This is a genomic window from Providencia sp. JGM181 (assembly GCF_018257375.1).
Lineage (GTDB): Bacteria > Pseudomonadota > Gammaproteobacteria > Enterobacterales > Enterobacteriaceae > Providencia > Providencia lanzhouensis.
The window spans coordinates 1-18,532 of sequence record NZ_JAERJY010000064.1 but is presented as its reverse complement, the minus strand read 5'-3'; the positions used below and the strand labels follow the sequence as shown (position 1 = coordinate 18,532).

12 protein-coding genes are annotated in these 18,532 nt (G+C 42.8%); 2 read left to right on the top strand and 10 right to left on the bottom strand.

All coding sequences use genetic code 11. From position 1 onward, the window contains the following. Nucleotides 1-273: 273 nt before the first annotated feature. Nucleotides 274-1,011, bottom strand: coding sequence for a phosphatase (locus JK188_RS10020; protein ID WP_211885769.1), 738 nt, complete (start codon nucleotides 1,009-1,011; stop codon nucleotides 274-276). Between the two features lie 213 nt (nucleotides 1,012-1,224). Next, complete coding sequence (gene alr, locus JK188_RS10015; RefSeq protein ID WP_211886419.1) at nucleotides 1,225-2,448, bottom strand: alanine racemase; 1,224 nt, start codon at nucleotides 2,446-2,448, stop codon at nucleotides 1,225-1,227. A gap of 605 nt (nucleotides 2,449-3,053) precedes the next feature. On the opposite strand from alr, the gene JK188_RS10010 reads away from it, so the two are divergent. After that, nucleotides 3,054-3,386, top strand: a complete 333-nt coding sequence (locus JK188_RS10010; protein ID WP_132496045.1) for a hypothetical protein — start codon at nucleotides 3,054-3,056, stop codon at nucleotides 3,384-3,386. 274 nt (nucleotides 3,387-3,660) lie between these two features. Here JK188_RS10010 and guaA read toward each other — a convergent pair whose 3' ends face one another. Both guaA and guaB read right to left on the bottom strand, forming a co-directional pair. Next, nucleotides 3,661-5,238: a glutamine-hydrolyzing GMP synthase gene (gene guaA, locus JK188_RS10005; protein WP_036953431.1), complete on the bottom strand. Its 1,578-nt coding sequence runs from the start codon at nucleotides 5,236-5,238 to the stop codon at nucleotides 3,661-3,663. 137 nt (nucleotides 5,239-5,375) lie between these two features. Then, on the bottom strand, nucleotides 5,376-6,842 hold the full coding sequence (gene guaB / locus JK188_RS10000; protein ID WP_036953269.1) for an IMP dehydrogenase: 1,467 nt from the start codon (nucleotides 6,840-6,842) through the stop codon (nucleotides 5,376-5,378). A 170-nt stretch (nucleotides 6,843-7,012) separates the two neighbouring features. On the opposite strand from guaB, the gene xseA reads away from it, so the two are divergent. Further along, nucleotides 7,013-8,380 carry an exodeoxyribonuclease VII large subunit gene (xseA, locus tag JK188_RS09995; protein ID WP_211885770.1) on the top strand — a complete coding sequence of 456 codons (1,368 nt, stop codon included), beginning with the start codon at nucleotides 7,013-7,015 and terminating at the stop codon, nucleotides 8,378-8,380. Here xseA and aes read toward each other — a convergent pair. The 6 genes from aes to maeB all read right to left on the bottom strand — a co-directional run bounded on the left by aes (nucleotide 8,369) and on the right by maeB (nucleotide 18,358). Then, a complete protein-coding gene (gene aes / locus JK188_RS09990) occupies nucleotides 8,369-9,337 on the bottom strand; it encodes an acetyl esterase (RefSeq protein WP_211885771.1) in 969 nt (322 codons plus the stop codon). The genes xseA and aes overlap by 12 nt on opposite strands. Before the next feature lie 163 nt (nucleotides 9,338-9,500). Then, the gene (locus JK188_RS09985) at nucleotides 9,501-11,762 is read right to left on the bottom strand and encodes a TonB-dependent receptor domain-containing protein (RefSeq protein ID WP_211885772.1); all 2,262 of its coding nucleotides are present in this window, start codon (nucleotides 11,760-11,762) and stop codon (nucleotides 9,501-9,503) included. Between the two features lie 154 nt (nucleotides 11,763-11,916). Next, the gene (locus JK188_RS09980) at nucleotides 11,917-14,049 is read right to left on the bottom strand and encodes a S9 family peptidase (protein ID WP_211886420.1); all 2,133 of its coding nucleotides are present in this window, start codon (nucleotides 14,047-14,049) and stop codon (nucleotides 11,917-11,919) included. A 42-nt stretch (nucleotides 14,050-14,091) separates the two neighbouring features. Then, nucleotides 14,092-14,895, bottom strand: a complete 804-nt coding sequence (locus JK188_RS09975; protein ID WP_211885773.1) for an energy transducer TonB family protein — start codon at nucleotides 14,893-14,895, stop codon at nucleotides 14,092-14,094. Nucleotides 14,896-15,031: 136 nt separating this feature from the next. After that, a complete protein-coding gene (locus JK188_RS09970) occupies nucleotides 15,032-15,925 on the bottom strand; it encodes a ChaN family lipoprotein (protein WP_249215399.1) in 894 nt (297 codons plus the stop codon). 153 nt (nucleotides 15,926-16,078) lie between these two features. After that, entirely contained in the window at nucleotides 16,079-18,358 is a 2,280-nt protein-coding gene (maeB, locus tag JK188_RS09965) for an NADP-dependent malic enzyme (protein WP_211885775.1), read from the bottom strand. Nucleotides 18,359-18,532: the final 174 nt, after the last annotated feature.

Sequence of the window (18,532 nt, the reverse complement as noted above, 5' to 3'; positions counted from 1 at the left end):
TATTTATAAATATCAACTAGATAAATTAAAAACAACCTTGATGTTAATTTTTTGATTTTAAAGATTACCTTCACTCCAATTTATTTGATATCTATTTTTTCTTCATTTTTCTTTTAAAAACTCACTTTTTATCTTGCCAATTTAATAAAGTTTCTTTTTTTGAAGATAAGCTCACTTTTATTTTTATCTAAAGAGAACTTTTTCTGCTTACTTCAAGTAAAAAAGCCATTCAATTTTGAATGGCTTTTGAAGTTACGATATTCGATTTGAAAATTAAAAATGAGCAAACTCAGGAATAGGTTTACGTCCATGAGCCTCTAAAAAGTCTAAAACACGGCGTGGTGTGGTATTCAAAATTCGGGACTCTGGAAAATCGATGGATTTCAACATCTCAACCACTTCATCAAAACGCCCTAAATAACTGACATGATGTGAATCTGAGCCTAAAGCAACCCAACCGCCTGCTTCTTTCACCGCTTTCGCTATTTCTATGCAGTTCTTCTTACTACCCGCTCTAGAATGCAAAAAAGAGGAGTTATTCATCTCTAGTGCTACGTTGCTCTCTTTAGCAGCTTGGGCTACAGCTTTAATATCAATTGGGTATTTAGGGTTGCCAGGGTGAGTAATAATTTGCACTTTTCCGCTACGAATAGTAGCAATCATCGCTTCTGTATTGTCTTCTAGACTTTGTGGTTCTAGAACTGGCTCATGGAATCCTGCTAGAATAATATCTAGATGACGAGCAATCTTTTCATTGCAGTCTGTCTCACCCTGCTTATTTTTAATGTTTGCTTCAATTCCATATAACAAACCAACACCATTAATAATGCGCGGCAATATTGGCATATTGCCAAAATGCCATTCATGTGGGGCATCTTGCATTTCAGGGCCATGATCGGTAATGGCAAATAGTTTCATTCCTCGAGCGGCAGCTTCCGCAAAGTATTCATTAACAGTGCTAAATGCATGGGTGCTGGCAATGGTGTGCGCATGTAAATCAACTTGATACATAAAATATCCTTCTAATTCTTCTATTTGCCTTCTGACATTATTCAGATTGAAAAGGTTATCTCAAGCTAACATATCGCCACCAAGGATTCGATAACAATTCTGTTAAACCGCACTAATCGGATCTCTATTGTAAATTGCAGTTTATCTGACTCCTATTTAGCCAATAAAAAAGCCCGCTTCATTTGTAGCGGGCTTCTATTAAAATGATGTGGTTTAGTTCACTAAAATACGCTTATTGGTTGCACCCCATAATATGGACATTTCAGTAAACAGCGCACCGCTAATATCTTCAACTTCTTCAGCGGTTATTTCCCCTTTTCCTTGTTTACCAAAAAAGACAACCTCATCCCCTGGCTGTACATTCTTAATATCAGTGACATCGACCATTACTGTGTTCATTGATGTTTTCCCAAGAACAGGTACGCGTTGCCCATTGATTAACACATGCCCAGCATTACTGAATACACGGCGATAGCCATCCGCATAACCGACAGGAATGTTCGCTAATACAGAATCACGCTTCAGCGTATACGTTCTGTCATAACCGACGGTATTTCCTTTCGGATAGTGATTCACCGCCGCAATATTCGATTTAAACGTCATCACGCGTTTGTAATCTTTAGTGGCAACCGTATCACCATAAAAAATGCCACCAACACGCACCATATCCAACCACGATTCTGGCACGGTCAATGTTGCATAAGTATTCGCAACATGCAGAGTAACATCTTCGCGTTTCAATCCTGTCACATTCAGAACTTGTTGAGACTCTTTTTTGAATTTAGCCAGATCTTTTCGGATTTGTGCTTCATCCTCTTCAGGATAGTGAGACATAATCCCGACAATTTTTAAATTAGGTAACTGCGAGATTAGCTTAGCTTGTTGCAATCCTTCAGCATTACTGACCTCCAAGCCATTTCGTGACATTCCTGCCGAGTTCAATGCAAGGTGAATCGGAATAACTTTGCCCTGTTTCGCCGCTACAGCATTTAAGCGCTGCGCCATTTCTAAGTTACCAATCAATTCTTCTACATTAAATTCAGTGGCTTGAGCCATCTCTTTTTCAGTGGCGTTACGCACACGCATTAAACGACCTTTAAAGCCTAAATCACGAACTTGCTTCAATTCTGTATTACTGGTGAGCCCTATACACTGGACATTATTTTCAATCATTACAGGGGTAACTAGCGTCAGGTCATGCCCATATGCATCCCCTTTTAAAACGGCGCACATACCCGCTTTATCACCCAATAATGCTTGTACTTTCTTGATATTGTAATCCAATGCACTGTGAGAAATTTCTATCCACGCATTGTTAACTAGCACAGGTTGAATTTGTGCAGATGGAGTTTCTATGATGTTGGTTTTCGCAGGTTGCTGACATGCAGTCGCCACCAGCAGAGGAAGAAGAGCAAGATATTTCAGACGAAATGCCACGTTGTTATCCTTAGCCATGGATCAGTGAGTTTCCCCTCACCTTTATTATTATGATTACGGGGAGTGAACATATACTTTCAATGTATATAGGCTACTGATAATAACAATATGAATTAATTGAACAAGCAATAATTACCAATATTTGAATAAAAAATCACTTTAAGTGAATTTATAACGGAAATCACTCTGGAATTTCTTTTCTCATATCTTGTTTACCGCAATACAACTACCTCTAAATACCTCAATAATGTTTTTTACGAGGCTGCTCTCATAATCATTTTTTCTGCTTTAAATTACCTTGTTCGGGGTATGTTTTTCTTTTTAGATAATATTATTCTGGGTGCGTTTGTGTTTGGGGGCTTGTATTTTAGCCTTGTTGGCTGTTCCGTTACCTCGTTTTTAACGCACGTTATTTTAACTAATAAGGGAAACTATGAATTGGATAATTCAAAAGATAATGAATCCTCTTACAGGAGGAGTTGGTTCCGCCTTAGCACTCAATGGTGCTATATCGCTTATCGTTCCATCTCTGATTTTAACAACCACTAATATTTATATTCTAGCGGCTATACTCAGCGTTATTTTCATCTATATCTCGATAAAATATGATTGAGTTTTTTCATCCACAAACCACACAAGCACTCAGCATTTTTTACTTTACGCTTATTCTCGGTTATTTAGTGATTCACCTTATTTGGGAGCATTTTGATAAGTTTGCCGAGGATTTTTCGTTAATTCGTTTACCTCAAAAGGTGGCAATTATTTACACTGCGGCCACCTTCGCGAGTAATTTATTCTTAATCGTGATTATGTTTAACCTAGATAACCCACTCAAAAATGATAGCGTCATGATTTTGCCGTTAAGCCTCGCAGGGCTAACTGGCCTATGCTATTCGTTAGGGGCTATTGTTCCTAGAAAGAAAGCAACTCATATTTAAAGTTCACTAATATGGACTTTAAATCATCTTTATACTGGCTGTGTCCCTATTTAAGGACGCTATGAATAAGAATGGAGTTCAATGAGTCTACGTTGAAAAAATTAAGGAAATGACAAGGTAAAAAGCAGCAACTAATCTCAAAGCAATACATTAGCAACAAAGGTGAAGAGCTAGAATGGTAATTCAATTAATGAAAAAACAAAAAGGCACCAGTAACTAACTGATGCCTTTTGAATTTATCGACAACTAAACATTGTTATCAACAATAACTCTATTATTCCCACTCAATGGTCGCTGGTGGCTTGCCACTGATGTCATAAACTACGCGGGAAATACCATTCACTTCATTGATAATGCGATTAGACACGCGACCTAAGAAGTCATATGGCAAGTGAGCCCAGTGAGCAGTCATAAAGTCGATGGTTTCAACTGCACGCAGAGAAACAACCCAGTCATACTTACGACCATCACCCATTACGCCAACAGAGCGCACTGGTAAGAATACGGTGAATGCTTGGCTAACTTTATTGTACAGATCCGCTTTGTGCAGCTCTTCGATAAAGATAGCATCTGCGCGACGTAGCAGATCACAATACTCTTTCTTCACTTCGCCCAGAACACGAACACCTAAACCTGGGCCTGGGAACGGATGACGATACAGCATATCGTATGGCAGGCCTAACTCCAGACCAATCTTACGCACTTCATCTTTGAACAGCTCTTTCAAAGGTTCAACCAGACCCAGCTTCATATCTTCCGGTAAGCCACCCACGTTATGGTGAGATTTAATAACGTGCGCTTTACCTGTTGCTGATGCCGCAGATTCGATAATATCTGGGTAAATCGTTCCTTGAGCCAACCATTTGATATTTGGCAGCTTAGACGACTCTTCATCGAACACTTCGATAAATACGTGACCAATTTTCTTACGCTTAGCTTCTGGATCTGAAATGCCAGCCAGTGCGTTCATAAAGCGGTCTTCTGCTTTCGCGTGGATGATGTTCAGGTCAAATTTACCTTGGAACATTTCCATGACTTGGTCAGCTTCATTTAAACGCAATAAACCGTTATCAACGAATACGCAGGTCAGGCGCTTACCAATCGCACGATTTAATAATAGCGCAGTAACAGAAGAATCCACACCGCCAGACAGTGCTAACAGAACATGGTCATCACCGATTTGTTCTTTCAGGCGAGCAACGGTATCTTCGATAATTGCGGCTGATGTCCACAGCGCTTCACATTGGCACAGATCCAATACGAAACGTTTTAAAATATTTAAACCTTGATGAGTGTGAGTCACTTCTGGGTGGAACTGAACACCGTAGAAACGCTTCTCAACGTCAGCCATGATGGCATATGGACAGCTTGGCGTGCTTGCAATCGTTTTGAAGCTAGACGGGATAGCGGTCACTTTATCGCCATGGCTCATCCACACATCTAAAACTGGCTTGCCATCTTCGTTCAGCGCATCTTGGATGCCGCGGAACAGGTCGCAATCTTCCAGAATTTCAACGTTCGCATAACCAAACTCACGTTCGCCAGACACTTCAACCGCACCACCTAATTGCATGGACATAGTTTGCATGCCGTAGCAGATACCTAAAACAGGGACGCCCGCATTAAATACATACTCTGGTGCACGTGGGCTATCCGCTTCTGTCGTACTTTCTGGGCCACCAGACAAGATAATCCCGTTAGGATTAAACTCTCTGATTTGCTCTTCGGTTACATCCCACGCCCACAGTTCACAGTAGACGCCAATTTCACGGATACGACGCGCAATCAGCTGAGTATACTGAGAGCCGAAATCAAGAATAAGAATGCGATGCTTATGGATATTTGTAGTCATTTGAGGAGAATTCCAGCAATTCAAGTCAAAATAAAAGGTGGTGACGCCATCAATATGTGCGCCACCCTGAAACTTTTCGATTACTGTTTTAAAGGATAATAGCGTCCCGAAATGGCCGTTATTATCCTAAACAATAATTACTGCCCTAAGCGATAGTTAGGAGACTCTTTAGTGATAGTCACATCATGAACGTGGCTTTCTTGAATACCTGCTCCACTGATACGCACGAATTCAGCTTTCGTTCTCAGCATATCGATAGTCCCGCAGCCTGTCAGACCCATACATGAGCGTAAGCCACCCATTTGTTGGTGAATGATCTCTTTTAAGCGACCTTTGTAAGCCACGCGACCTTCGATACCTTCTGGAACCAGTTTGTCTGCTGCGTTATCAGATTGGAAATAACGGTCTGAAGAACCTTTAGACATTGCCCCCAGAGAACCCATGCCGCGGTATGCTTTATAGGTACGACCTTGGAACAGGATAGTTTCACCCGGAGATTCTTCGGTACCTGCAAACATGGAACCGACCATCACACACGCAGCGCCTGCCGCGATAGCTTTAGAGATATCGCCAGAGAAGCGGATACCACCATCTGCAATAACAGGAATGCCAGTGCCTTCTAATGCACCCGCGGCTTCAGCAATTGCCGTGATTTGAGGTACACCCACGCCAGTCACGATACGAGTCGTACAAATTGAACCTGGGCCGATCCCCACTTTCACTGCGCTAACGCCAGCGTCTGCTAACGCTTTCGCGCCTTCCGCTGTTGCAACGTTACCACCAATGATTTGCAAATCAGGGTATTTTTGGCGAGTTTCACGAATACGCTGTAAAACCCCTTCAGAATGACCGTGTGAAGAGTCGATGAGCAGAACGTCAACGCCTGCTGCAACCAGTGCATCAACACGTTCTTCGTTACCTGCGCCAGCACCAACAGCCGCACCTACACGCAGACGGCCTTGCTCGTCTTTACATGCGTTTGGTTTACGTTCTGCTTTTTGGAAATCTTTAACGGTGATCATACCTAACAGATGGAAGTTATCATCGATAACTAAGGCTTTCTCAACACGTTGCTCATGCATTTTTTGTAAAACGACTTCGCGTGCTTCGCCTTCTTTCACGGTGACTAAACGCTCTTTTGGCGTCATCACCGCAGTTACTGGTTGGTCTAAGTCCGTCACAAAACGTACGTCACGACCTGTAATGATACCCACTAAAGAATTATCTTTAGAAACCACAGGATAACCCGCGAAACCATTACGTTCAGCCATTTCTTGCACTTCACGAATTGTGGTTTCTGGAGTAACAGTGACAGGATCAGTCACGACGCCGCTTTCATGTTTTTTCACACGGCGGACTTCTTCAGCTTGACGCTCAATGGACATGTTTTTATGGATAAATCCAATACCACCTTCTTGAGCCAGTGCGATAGCCAGATCAGATTCGGTGACAGTATCCATCGCTGCGGAGAGCATAGGAATGTTCAGGCGGATTTTTGCGGTCAGTTGAGTGGACAGATCTGCCGTATTTGGCAGTACAGTTGAGTGTGCAGGGACGAGTAAAACATCGTCGAAAGTTAGTGCTTCTTTTTTAATGCGTAACATAGGCAATATCCCACCAGGCAGCGTTATGAAAGGTATAAAATATTGCCGCGGCATTATACACACCGTAATCGGTTGCTTCCAGCACTTTTTTCAAAAAAAACTTGATAAGTCCGTCGGCTACGTTAGTATCAGTCAATTAAGTCATTGTTTTAAAATTTGATCTAGCTCACATGTCGACTCAACAAAATAGCGCAATTTACTCAGTCAGCAAGCTCAACCAAACGGTAAGAGAACTTCTTGATACCCAAATGGGACGAATTTGGTTAACGGCCGAAATTTCCAATTTTTCGCAACCAAGTTCGGGACATTGGTACCTGACACTCAAAGATGATCGTGCCCAAGTTCGCGCGGCGATGTTCCGTGGTCAGAATACCCGCGTCACTTTCCGTCCGCAAAATGGGCAACAGGTGTTAGTCCGTGCCACTGTCACACTGTATGAGCCGCGTGGAGACTATCAGCTAATCATTGAAAGCATGCAGCCCGCTGGTGAAGGTTTATTGCAACAGCGCTTTGAGCTACTCAAACAAACCCTTAATGCCCAAGGGCTATTTGATGTTATTCACAAGCAAGCCTTGCCATCTCCAGCAAAGCGCGTGGGGATTATCACTTCTGCTACAGGCGCTGCCCTGCATGATATTTTAAATATCCTGCATCGCCGTGACCCTTCTCTTCCCGTGATTATCTACCCGACGGCAGTTCAAGGGGATTTAGCGCCAGCACAAATTGCCAGAGCCATCGAACTGGCCAACCTGCGCAATGAATGCGACGTTCTCATTGTGGGGCGTGGAGGCGGGTCACTGGAAGATTTATGGGCATTCAACGAAGAGGTCGTAGCGCGCGCTATTTTTGCTAGTCGATTACCCATCATTAGCGCCGTTGGGCATGAAACGGATGTGACCATCGCCGATTATGTTGCCGACGTACGCGCACCGACTCCATCTGCAGCTGCGGAGCTTGTCAGTCGCAATCAAACCGAAATGCTGCGCCAATTGAAATCAGGGCAACAGCACCTAGAGATGGCGATGGATTATTATTTTGCAGCGCAGCAGCAACGTTTCGCACGTCTTCAGCACCGTTTACAGCAGCAACACCCGCAATTACGCCTTGCTCGGCAACAAAATCAGCTTTCAGCCTTACGCCAAAAACTGACCAATGCCATCAGCCGCCAGCTACAATCCGCCACCTTTGTATTCGATAAAAACCAACGCCGTTTGATGCAAAATGACCTGCGTCCTCAATTACAACGCCAACAGCGACAATTGCAGCAAACTCAGTACCATTTGCAAAATATGCTGACTCAGTTAGTGAATAACTACCGCCAGCGTTTTGCTGTTGCCTGCTCAAAAATGGAGGCTGTCAGCCCTCTTGCTACCCTCGCTCGAGGTTTCAGTATCAGCGAAACCACGGATGGCGCGGTATTAAAAAAAACCAGCCAGGTGAAATTAGGTCAACAGCTCAAAACTCGCTTAAATGATGGATGGGTTGAAAGCCAAGTGACCAATATTCAGAAGGTTCGAGCGAAAAAATCACCCAAATAGCCGTTTTTTAAAATATTCCGCGCCATCTCGAATGGCGTTATCTGCCGTTGGCATAATACGCGAGTAATGTAAAAAGGCATGCAGCGTCCCTGGATACATTTTATATTCACAAGGTATTTTATGTGATTGGAACGTTTGAAATAATGTCACGCTATCATCAAGTAACGGGTCATATTCTGCACTCGCAATAAAACAAGGCGGAATACCTCGCGTCAGATCGTTATTGAACAAGCAATAGTAAGGTTCTTCACGGCTTCCTTCTTCGCCTAAGTAAGCGTTGTCATACTCTTGAAGATCTTCTGGTCTTAGCCCATCCCATTCACCGCCATACAGACGACGACTGACTGAATCTTGTAAACCATATAACCCATACCACAGTAAAACTGCGCAGATATCACCACAGTGGATTTGTTTATCCCGTAACCATAATACGGTAGCAAGGGATAACATCGCACCAGCAGAATCCCCCGCAAATCCAATGTGATTCATATTCAGTGCATATTCTTCTGCATGTTTAGAATAAAATTGGCATACCGCTGCCGCCTCTTCAATCGCTTGAGGATAACGAGCTTCAGGGGAAAGCGAATAATCAATGCCGATAACCGTACAGCCAGAATACAGCGCTAATAAACGCATAATTCGGTCATGAGTATCAAGATTGCCGAGGATAAACCCGCCACCGTGTAGATAAAACAGTGTGGCAGGTGTATGTTCAATAGGGTGATAAATTTTCGTGACAACGTCACCTTTGACGGTTTTAACCGTCATGTTTTCAACACGAAAAAGTTCAGGTGCGTTGGCGTTCCAATAACGGCGATCTTCGTTATAAGCAATACGCTGAGCTTCATAGCTTCCATCAGTTGGCTCAGCTGGTATCTGTTGTTCATAATATTGAATAACTTTTTGCATTTCTGGCGAAATTAAATCAAGCACATTGATTTTATTGATAGTTTTCATTGCAATCTCCATACTTTTATTAGTTGATTGTAATGAATCCAAAGGGATAAACTGAGAGTCGAGTATCCAATATTGAAAAGCGTTTAGATAATAAGCCTATCAATCTTCCTTAGAAAGTAAGACTAAAAATAATACTAAACGCTTTCCGTTAGCAATTTCCTGATTAGAAGCGCACTTGACCGCCAATCATATAACTGCGCCCTCTTCCCGTTTCATTGTTTCTGCCGCGTTCTTCCATCACTGCGCCAGAGTTCGCACGGTTTAGCACGTCGGTGTAGTTTTCATTAGTGAGGTTATTAATCGCCATCATTAATTTGAAATGTTTATTGATTTCATAGTCTGCGTACAGATCAACGATAGTTGGCTGTTTTTCATACTTTTCCGTCATTGCATCCCCGTTCATGTCACCGTCAGGAATTGGACTGATACGTTTAGATGGTCCCGTCCATGTCACTGTCGAGCCTACGGTCAGTTTTTCATCAAACAGGCGAACTCCCGAATCTAAAGTCACGTAATATTCAGGTAATTGGGTAAAGTCCCCTGCACTAAATACCGATGTACTGTTGATTGATACTGGTTGTTTGCCAGACTCTTTGGTGTAAGAAACCATGGAGTAAAACACGCCAGCATCGTAGTTAGCTTGCAACTCGTAACCGCGCAAATTAACATCTCGAGGGTCGTTCACATACATATCAGCACGTTGAAAAATATCTGGATTTTCTTTATCCCACACATCATCGTTAATTAAGCACCAATCAAATTCTTCTTGAGAAGTTGCACGGCATAACATGAAGGATTTACTGGTAATGTAGTCTTTAATATGAGTATGGAACCACAGTGCTTTTAGGTTAAATTGATCTCCTTCCACCACTAGGTCCGGCTTGAAGCTATTAAAACCAATTTGCCAAGTTTGTGCTTTTTCTCCTTTTAGGAATGGGTTCATACTCTGACCGCCATTTTGGGAGAAAAATGCTTCTTGAGAGTTCGGCGCACGCATCGAATGCGCGTAACTCACAAATGGCTGAAATTCAGGAATAATTTGTGCCGAGACTAACACTCCTGGGTTAATACCACTTTCTCGTAAATTTAACGTACTGGCTTCTTGAGGGAAGCATTTCTCGGTTTCATCACAAGCGGGTTTATACCCTTGAACGCGATAATTTAAATAATTGAGGTCGAATGTAGCAGTATAAATATCGTACTGAGCCTCAAATTGCGTATACAAGCTCGCAATATCTTGTGTGCCACTCGGCGAGAATGGGTTGTAAGTAATAGTGTTTGGATCTTCTACTGGTTTTGTGATTTTTTGGTATTTGGTCTTCATTAATTTCGAACCAACCTGCCACTTAAAATCAGTGTCACCATAAGAAAAACGGCTAGTATTGGAAATATTAATACTGTCAGATTTATTCTCTGATTCCGCGTCTTTTAATGCACCACCAATTGGCTCACCTTGGAATTTTTGGGTATTAAATCCATGGCTCGCCAGCACTTCCACATCAATCAATTCGTTAATTGGCGTGTATTTATATTTAAGGTAATAATCTTCACTATTAATCTTACGGCTGGTTAATTTATTTTGTAAAAATCGACCGCTGAACTCGACTTCATGGCTATCATTCGGTTTATATTTTAATTTAGTTAATTGAGATTGAGGTTTTTGTTTGAATGTCGGATCCGTTGCAAATTCATCCGTATCAAAGCCATCACCATTTTTATAACTGCCTGGGATATTGTGCCCACTCACGGCAATTAAGCCGCCAAAATACCCATCACCCTCATTTAATAACGTTTTTCCCGCAACCGAAACCATACCGTTATAGCCGAGTCCATTATCTCCCCAGCTCCCTTTGCTACGTACTCCCCACAAATTATCTTTGAAAATCACATCATCGATAGATAAGGTTCGAAAGTTGGCGCTTCCCGCTAAGGCGTTAACACTGTTGCTGCCATTTAATTGCCCCTTTTCTACCTCTACCTCCACAATAAAATTAGGATCGATAAGTGAACCAAAGTCATTACTCGGCTGCATACCGTGAGTGAACTTACTTGGTGATATTCCGTAATAGCTTTGTGTGACCCCATCCACCATCATGTTTACACGGCCAAAGCCACTCAGTCCGCGAATATTCACGTTGATGGTGCCTTGGCTCGCATCCATTTGGGTATAGGTTCCAGGCATCGAACGGATAATTTTATCCATCGATTGCAATTTATTTTCGGTGCCAACTGCGCTATAGGCGCCTGGTTTTTCCAATGCTTTGACCAACGGCGTTTGTTTTTGCGCGCCCGACACTTTTAATTGGCTAAAATTAACCACATCATCTTTCTGCTTATTTGTCTGCTGTGTGTTTTCAGACAAAGCGAAGCCGTGGAAGCCAGCGGAAATAGTCCCAGCTACCATGATTATTATTTTATTATTCATTAAACCATTCCTGTAAACGTACTGATAAAACAGTCGCTCACATTGCAAACGCAGAATAAAAATAATGTCTGCGAATAGGATCAGCTGCCCGTTTTAATAAACCGTACAGCTGATCCTTAATAGCCTTATTTTTGGCTAATTATTATGGGTAACGCTATTTTAAATCTGGAAAATATTTCGCTTTATTTTCTAACATCAGAATAAAGCTATATTCTCTCGCAATATCATCTAAGGCATTAAAACGGCCGGATTTTCCACCGTGCCCGGCATTCATATTGGTTTCTAATAACAATAAAGAATTGCCTTGTTTCAGATCACGCAATTTTGCCACCCATTTTGCAGGCTCCCAATATTGTACTTGGGAATCATGCAGCCCTGTGGTGACCAAAATATGCGGGTAATGTTGGGCTTTGATATTGTCATATGGGCTATAGGCTTTAATGCGCCAGTAATCTTCTTCATTCTCTGGATTACCCCACTCATCATATTCCCCTGTAGTCAGTGGAATTGAAGGGTCAAGCATGGTCGTGACAACATCAACAAATGGCACTGCAGAAACCACACCTTCATACAGATCAGGAGCCATATTGACAACAGCGCCCATCAGTAAGCCACCTGCGCTGCCGCCCATGGCATAGACATGGCCTTTTTCTCCATAGCCTTGCGCCAACAAGGCATTTGTCACATCAATGAAGTCCGTAAAGGTGTTCATCTTATTGACGGTTTTACCCTGAATGTACCAATTCTTTCCTAAGTCCCCTCCACCACGAATATGGGCAATAGCATACACAAATCCGCGATCAAGCAGGGATAAGCGAGAAGAACTAAATGACGGATCGATACCATATCCATATGCACCGTAACCGTAAACCAGAAGTGGGTTTTTACCTTGTTTGAAACTATCTTTGCGATAAACTAACGAAACCGGTACTTTCACTCCATCTTGGGCAGTGATCCAAATACGTTCACTTTGATAATTCGCTTTATTGAAATCCTTCACTTCCTCTTGTTTTAATAGCTGTTTCTCTTGAGTCAGCATATTAATTTCATACACCGAGGATGGTGTTGTCATGGAGGAGTAGCCGTAGCGTAATTTATCCGTATCTGGCTCTGGGTTGTTACCAATCCACGCCATATAAGCCGGATCATCAAAGCTCACAGAATGCTCTTTGTGGGTTAACCAACTAATTTGTCGAATATTCACTAAGCCGTTTTGGCGCTCTTCAATCACCAACCAGTTATTAAATAACGCAAAATCTTCAAGGTCGACATCATCACGAGGCGCGATAAAGCTTACCCATGGTGCCGTGGCATTATCCGCAATATACAGCCCGAATAATGGATGTTGATGATTAGAGCGAATATAGAATTTGCCGTTAAAATGATCAGGGTAATATTCCACACCTGTTTTGCGAGGTTGTAGCACTATCGCATCACGTTCAGGTTGGTTGGCATCCAAAAGACGATATTCTGAAGTTTCGGTGCTGGTGATCCCGATCAGAATATAATCTTTGGAGGTGGATTTCGCTAAACTGACATAGTAAGTATCATCTTTTTCTTCATACACCAATTTATCGGCAGATTGCGCCGTGCCATATTGGTGCTTAACCACTTGATAAGGCAGCAGTGTTTGTTTGTCTTTATTAACATAAAACAGTGTGCGGTTATCATTTGCCCACACAATATTGCCTGAGGTGTTAGTCAGGACATTTTCTTGCCACTTTGCATCATCAACTTTACGGAACGAAACCGCATAATCATTACGACCTTGGCGGTCTTCAGCAATCGCGATCGTGGTGTTATCTGGGGAAATAGCTAACGCCCCCATTCGATAATATTCGGTTCCTTCCGCGCGTTGGTTACCATCAACCAAAACTGTCCATTCGCCATCACTATTAATTGGGCGTCTTTCATAAATAGAGTAGTTTTTGCCGGCGACAACGCGAGAACGGTATGTATAGCCATTGTAGTTATATGGCACCGACTCATCATCTTGCTTTACGCGAGATAATAATTCGTCGTAAATTTCCTGTTTTAATGGCTCACCCAATTCAAGCTGCTGCGTGGTATAGGCATTTTCTTGATTCAGATATTCAAGGATCTCTGGGGCTTCACGGTTATCGTCTCTTAACCAATAATAGTTATCGACGCGCTGATCCCCATGGATAGTCATAGTGTGGGGCTGTTTTTTCGCTATTGGTGCTAGCATTTTGTCCTCCGCAGCACTGCTGGCTGCATATAACCCAAGTAGTGTGACCACGCAATAAGTGGTGATTCTATTACGCATGGTTTTATTATGTATGGTTTTATGACGCATGGTGAGTCCAATCTATTTATCATTAAGAGTAAAATCAATAGGTAACCTGACTGTTATCCGTCCATTCTTAAGAATTTCTGCTGGCGGTACGGGTAACGGTGCTGCGCGAGATAACACCTGCTGCGCTTCTCTGTCTAAAGAGCGTGTGCCTGATGAATTCGCTAAACTGCTATCAAGTAAAAAACCTTGGCTATCTACCGTAAACATCACCACTGGTTTACCTATGCGATTACGCCTTCCTGCATCTTCAGGGTAACGTTTATATTTATTCAATTTTCCAAGCACCATCGCTTCCCACTCTTTTTGAAGGCTATCGAGGGCTTCGGACTGGCTATTAAGTTCCGCTGCAATTTGCTGGCTTTGGACAAGTGCCGCCGCATCGCTGGTCACTGGCGCATCGCTGGCTTTCGAATCTGTGGTTTGCACCTTCTTCACTTGCTGCTGTTCTTGTTTCTGCTTTTTCAACTCAGGCTTTGGTTTTTTCGCCGTTGTTTTCGTGAGTTGCACTTCCGCTTGCTCATTAACAGGCAGTGTGGGAATAATGGCGTCCTCTGCTTGTGCTTTATGGGATTCACTCGCCACTGCTAGCTCTTGAGTTTGACCAATGTTCACTTCCGTTAATTGTTTGGCTTGTGCTTCGATAGATAACTCCATCACCACCGAGGGCGGCGGCAGGGATTCTTCCCATCGCGCATTGTGTGTTACCCAGATAAAAAACCCCACAATGACAATATGCAGTGCCACGGCTAAAACCAGCCAGCCGCCCATTTTGGAAGTTCTACTCACATACCCACTTTCAAACGTTATTGTGCTCATATTCATCTTACGTGCTTTTACAGAGTTGCAAATGATAATTAATAACGAATGCAAATGGAAATTATTTGTAAATAAATGTGATGATTACTTCACAAAATTAACGATTTTAAATCATCATATTGCTTGTCTTTGTTGATTATTTAGGCGTGTACCAAACATAATCCGCATGCAAGTTATCGATTTCCTCGCCTTGCTCCGAAATAATCAATACTTTCAATGGCTCATCTGGCGCTAAATCGAGCATATGTAACGGCACACCAATCGCTCGCGTTGCATGATAACCACCTGCAAATAACAATGCGGGAGCCGGAGCATCTAATAAGCCCTGCGCCATCGCCCTATCTCTTAACTGCTGGATCACCATCATCTTTATCGCTTGTTTATTATCCAACTCACCATTGTGTGAGCGCTTAATGGTTTCGCTGATCAATTCCTGAATAACAAGCTGAGTTGAATGTGCTCCCGTTAGTGTCGGTGGGTTGTCATAAGCCTTCAGCACAGCATCTCGATTAATATTTGCTGCTAAAACTGGGGATGGCTGAGCCAGTAAATACTTCACGAGTTCCCCATATTGCGCCCACGGCCAGCCACTATTCCAATGTAAAATCTCTTGCAGTTTTTCATCCCGAATATACGGGTTCCCTTGCATCTGTTTTTGAACATTGTTAACTCGGCTTTGTTGATCTGGGGTGAGCATTTCCAACAGCACCGCACCTTGAGGACGTATTTGCTGCATTTCCTGGGCGACCCATTGCTCAATTTGATGATGGTAAATATTGTCGTGTTTCTCCCCAACAATCACACGAGGAGAGGCTGCAAGCTCTTGAATTAACTGCTGAGGAGTGATGGATTTACCCGAATCTAAATCAATGATTTTGCCAGCTTGTGTGAGTTGGGGATCCAATTGCTGAGCGGGTTTTGGTGTTTGTGAGGTACATCCTAACTGTGTGAAACTCAAAACGAAAAGCATCCCTAAACTCAACAGTGAGGAGTTTTTCGTTAAATAATTCAAAGAACGTGCTGATATCATTATTTTTTCCATATAGTGACTTTGAAGCCATTCAAAATACAGATAATGATAATCATTTTCAAATAAAAAAGACTCCCATTAACCACAATGGAAGTCTTTATGCGGAACTCGATGATTAATCAATCATTCGAGAAACTATTATAATGAAGCTAATTACAGTGGATTCGTTTGCGCTTCCACTGCGGCTAACGCCACCATGTTGACAATACGACGAACAGATGCGATTGGCGTTAAGACGTGGACAGGTTTCGCAACCCCCATCAGTACAGGACCCACAGTAACACCATCAGAACTGGTGACGCGCAGCAAGTTATAGCTAATACGTGCCGCTTCCATATTTGGCATAATCAGTAAGTTTGCTGAGCCTTTCAGTGGGCTATCTGGCATCACGTCTTTACGGATTGATTCAATCAACGCCGCATCCGCATGCATTTCACCGTCAATTTCCAAGTTTGGCTCACGCGCTTTCACTAATGCCAGAGTATCGCGCATTTTTTGTGCTGAAACACAATCTGAAGAACCAAAGCTCGAACGTGATAACAGCGCCACTTTAGGCTCAATACCAAATCGACGAACGGTATCCGCTGCCATTAAGGTGATTTCCGCTAACTCTTCTGGCGTTGGATCTTCGTTCACATAAGTATCTGCAATAAAGGTATTACCGGTTGGTAATAACAAGGCATTCATTGCCCCAGCAGTATGTGCACCTTCGCGGAAGCCAAATAAATCTTTGACGACTTGGTAGTGTTCACTGTAGCTGCCGATTGAGCCACATATCATCCCATCAGCTTCACCACGTAGAACCATGATACCGCCGATAATAGTTGGGTTTGCAACTAATGCACGGCGCGCCATTTCTTGAGAAACACCACGGCGTTTCATAATTTGATAATATTCTTGCCAGTACTCTTTAAAGCGTGGGTCATTTTCATTGTTGACCACTTCAAAATCTTTACCTAGCTCAATATGCAGACCCAGTTTTTGGATACGCATTTCAATCACGCTAGGGCGACCTACCAGAATAGGGAATGCTAAACCAAGAGAAACCAGCTCTTGAGTTGCGTGTAATACGCGCTCTTCTTCCCCTTCCGCTAATACGATGCGTTTTAGCTCTTTTTTCGCTTGGGAGAAAATTGGTTTCATAAATAAGTTTGTTTTATGAACAAACTGATTCAGCTTTTCAACATACGCATCCATATCCGTGATTGGGCGTGTCGCAACGCCTGATTCCATTGCTGCTTTTGCTACTGCTGGCGCAATTTTCACGATAAGGCGCGGGTCGAATGGTTTTGGAATGATATATTCAGGTCCAAAGAATAAATCTTGGTTCCCGTACGCTGAAGCGACTTCTTCACTTTGTTCCGCCAGCGCTAAGTCAGCGATAGCGTAAACGCAAGCCAGTTTCATTTCTTCGTTGATTGTCGTTGCGCCAACATCCAGCGCACCGCGGAAGATGAATGGGAAGCACAGAACGTTGTTAACTTGGTTCGGATAGTCAGAGCGCCCTGTACAGATAATGGCATCTGGGCGAACTTCTTTTGCTAATGGTGGCAGAATTTCCGGCTCAGGGTTGGCTAATGCTAAAATCAGCGGGTCTTTCGCCATGGTTTTCACCATTTCAGGTGTTAATACGCGAGGACCTGAGCAACCTAAGAAAATGTCAGCATCAGGAATAGCATCCGCTAATGTGCGCTGACCATTATCGTCAATCGCATACGCGGCTTTAGTCGCATCCATTCGTTCATCGCGACCTTTATAAATCACCCCTTTTGAATCGCAAACGGTGATATTTTCGCGCTTTAATCCTAACGCCACTAATAAGTTCATACAGGCAATCGATGCGGCACCCGCACCGGATACCACTAAACGCACATCGCCAATGTCTTTTTTAACGATACGTAGACCGTTAATCACCGCCGCAGTACAAATAATGGCGGTTCCGTGTTGGTCATCATGGAACACAGGAATATTCATGCGTTCACGTAATTTTTGTTCAATATAGAAGCACTCTGGCGCTTTAATATCTTCGAGGTTGATACCGCCGAATGTTGGTTCCAGCGACGCGATGATATCAATCAGCTTATCAGGATCGGTTTCATCGACTTCAATATCGAAAACATCAATACCCGAGAATTTCTTAAATAGCACCCCTTTCCCTTCCATGACAGGCTTACCTGCCAATGCACCGATATTCCCTAATCCTAGTACCGCAGTACCGTTAGAGATAACCCCCACAAGGTTACCTTTCGCTGTATAACGGTACGCTTTTAGTGGTTCTTCTGCGATTTCTAGGCAAGGTACCGCAACGCCTGGGGAATAAGCTAAGGCTAGGTCACGTTGAGTGGTTAACGGTTTGGTTGGTGTTACAGTAATTTTCCCAGGATGAGGAAACTCATGAAAATCGAGAGCACTTTGTTTTAATTTATCATCCATCATCAAGTCCTTTCAAAATTTGGTAAGGTAAGAGCCATCACAGTATAAACACATCTTGTTAGCAAATCATGATCACGTCTATGATTTCCAGAAAAATCTTTCAGTTACAAGAAATTTACACAGATTTGCCACAAAAATACAATGGCGAATTTATAGACATACACAATATTGTTA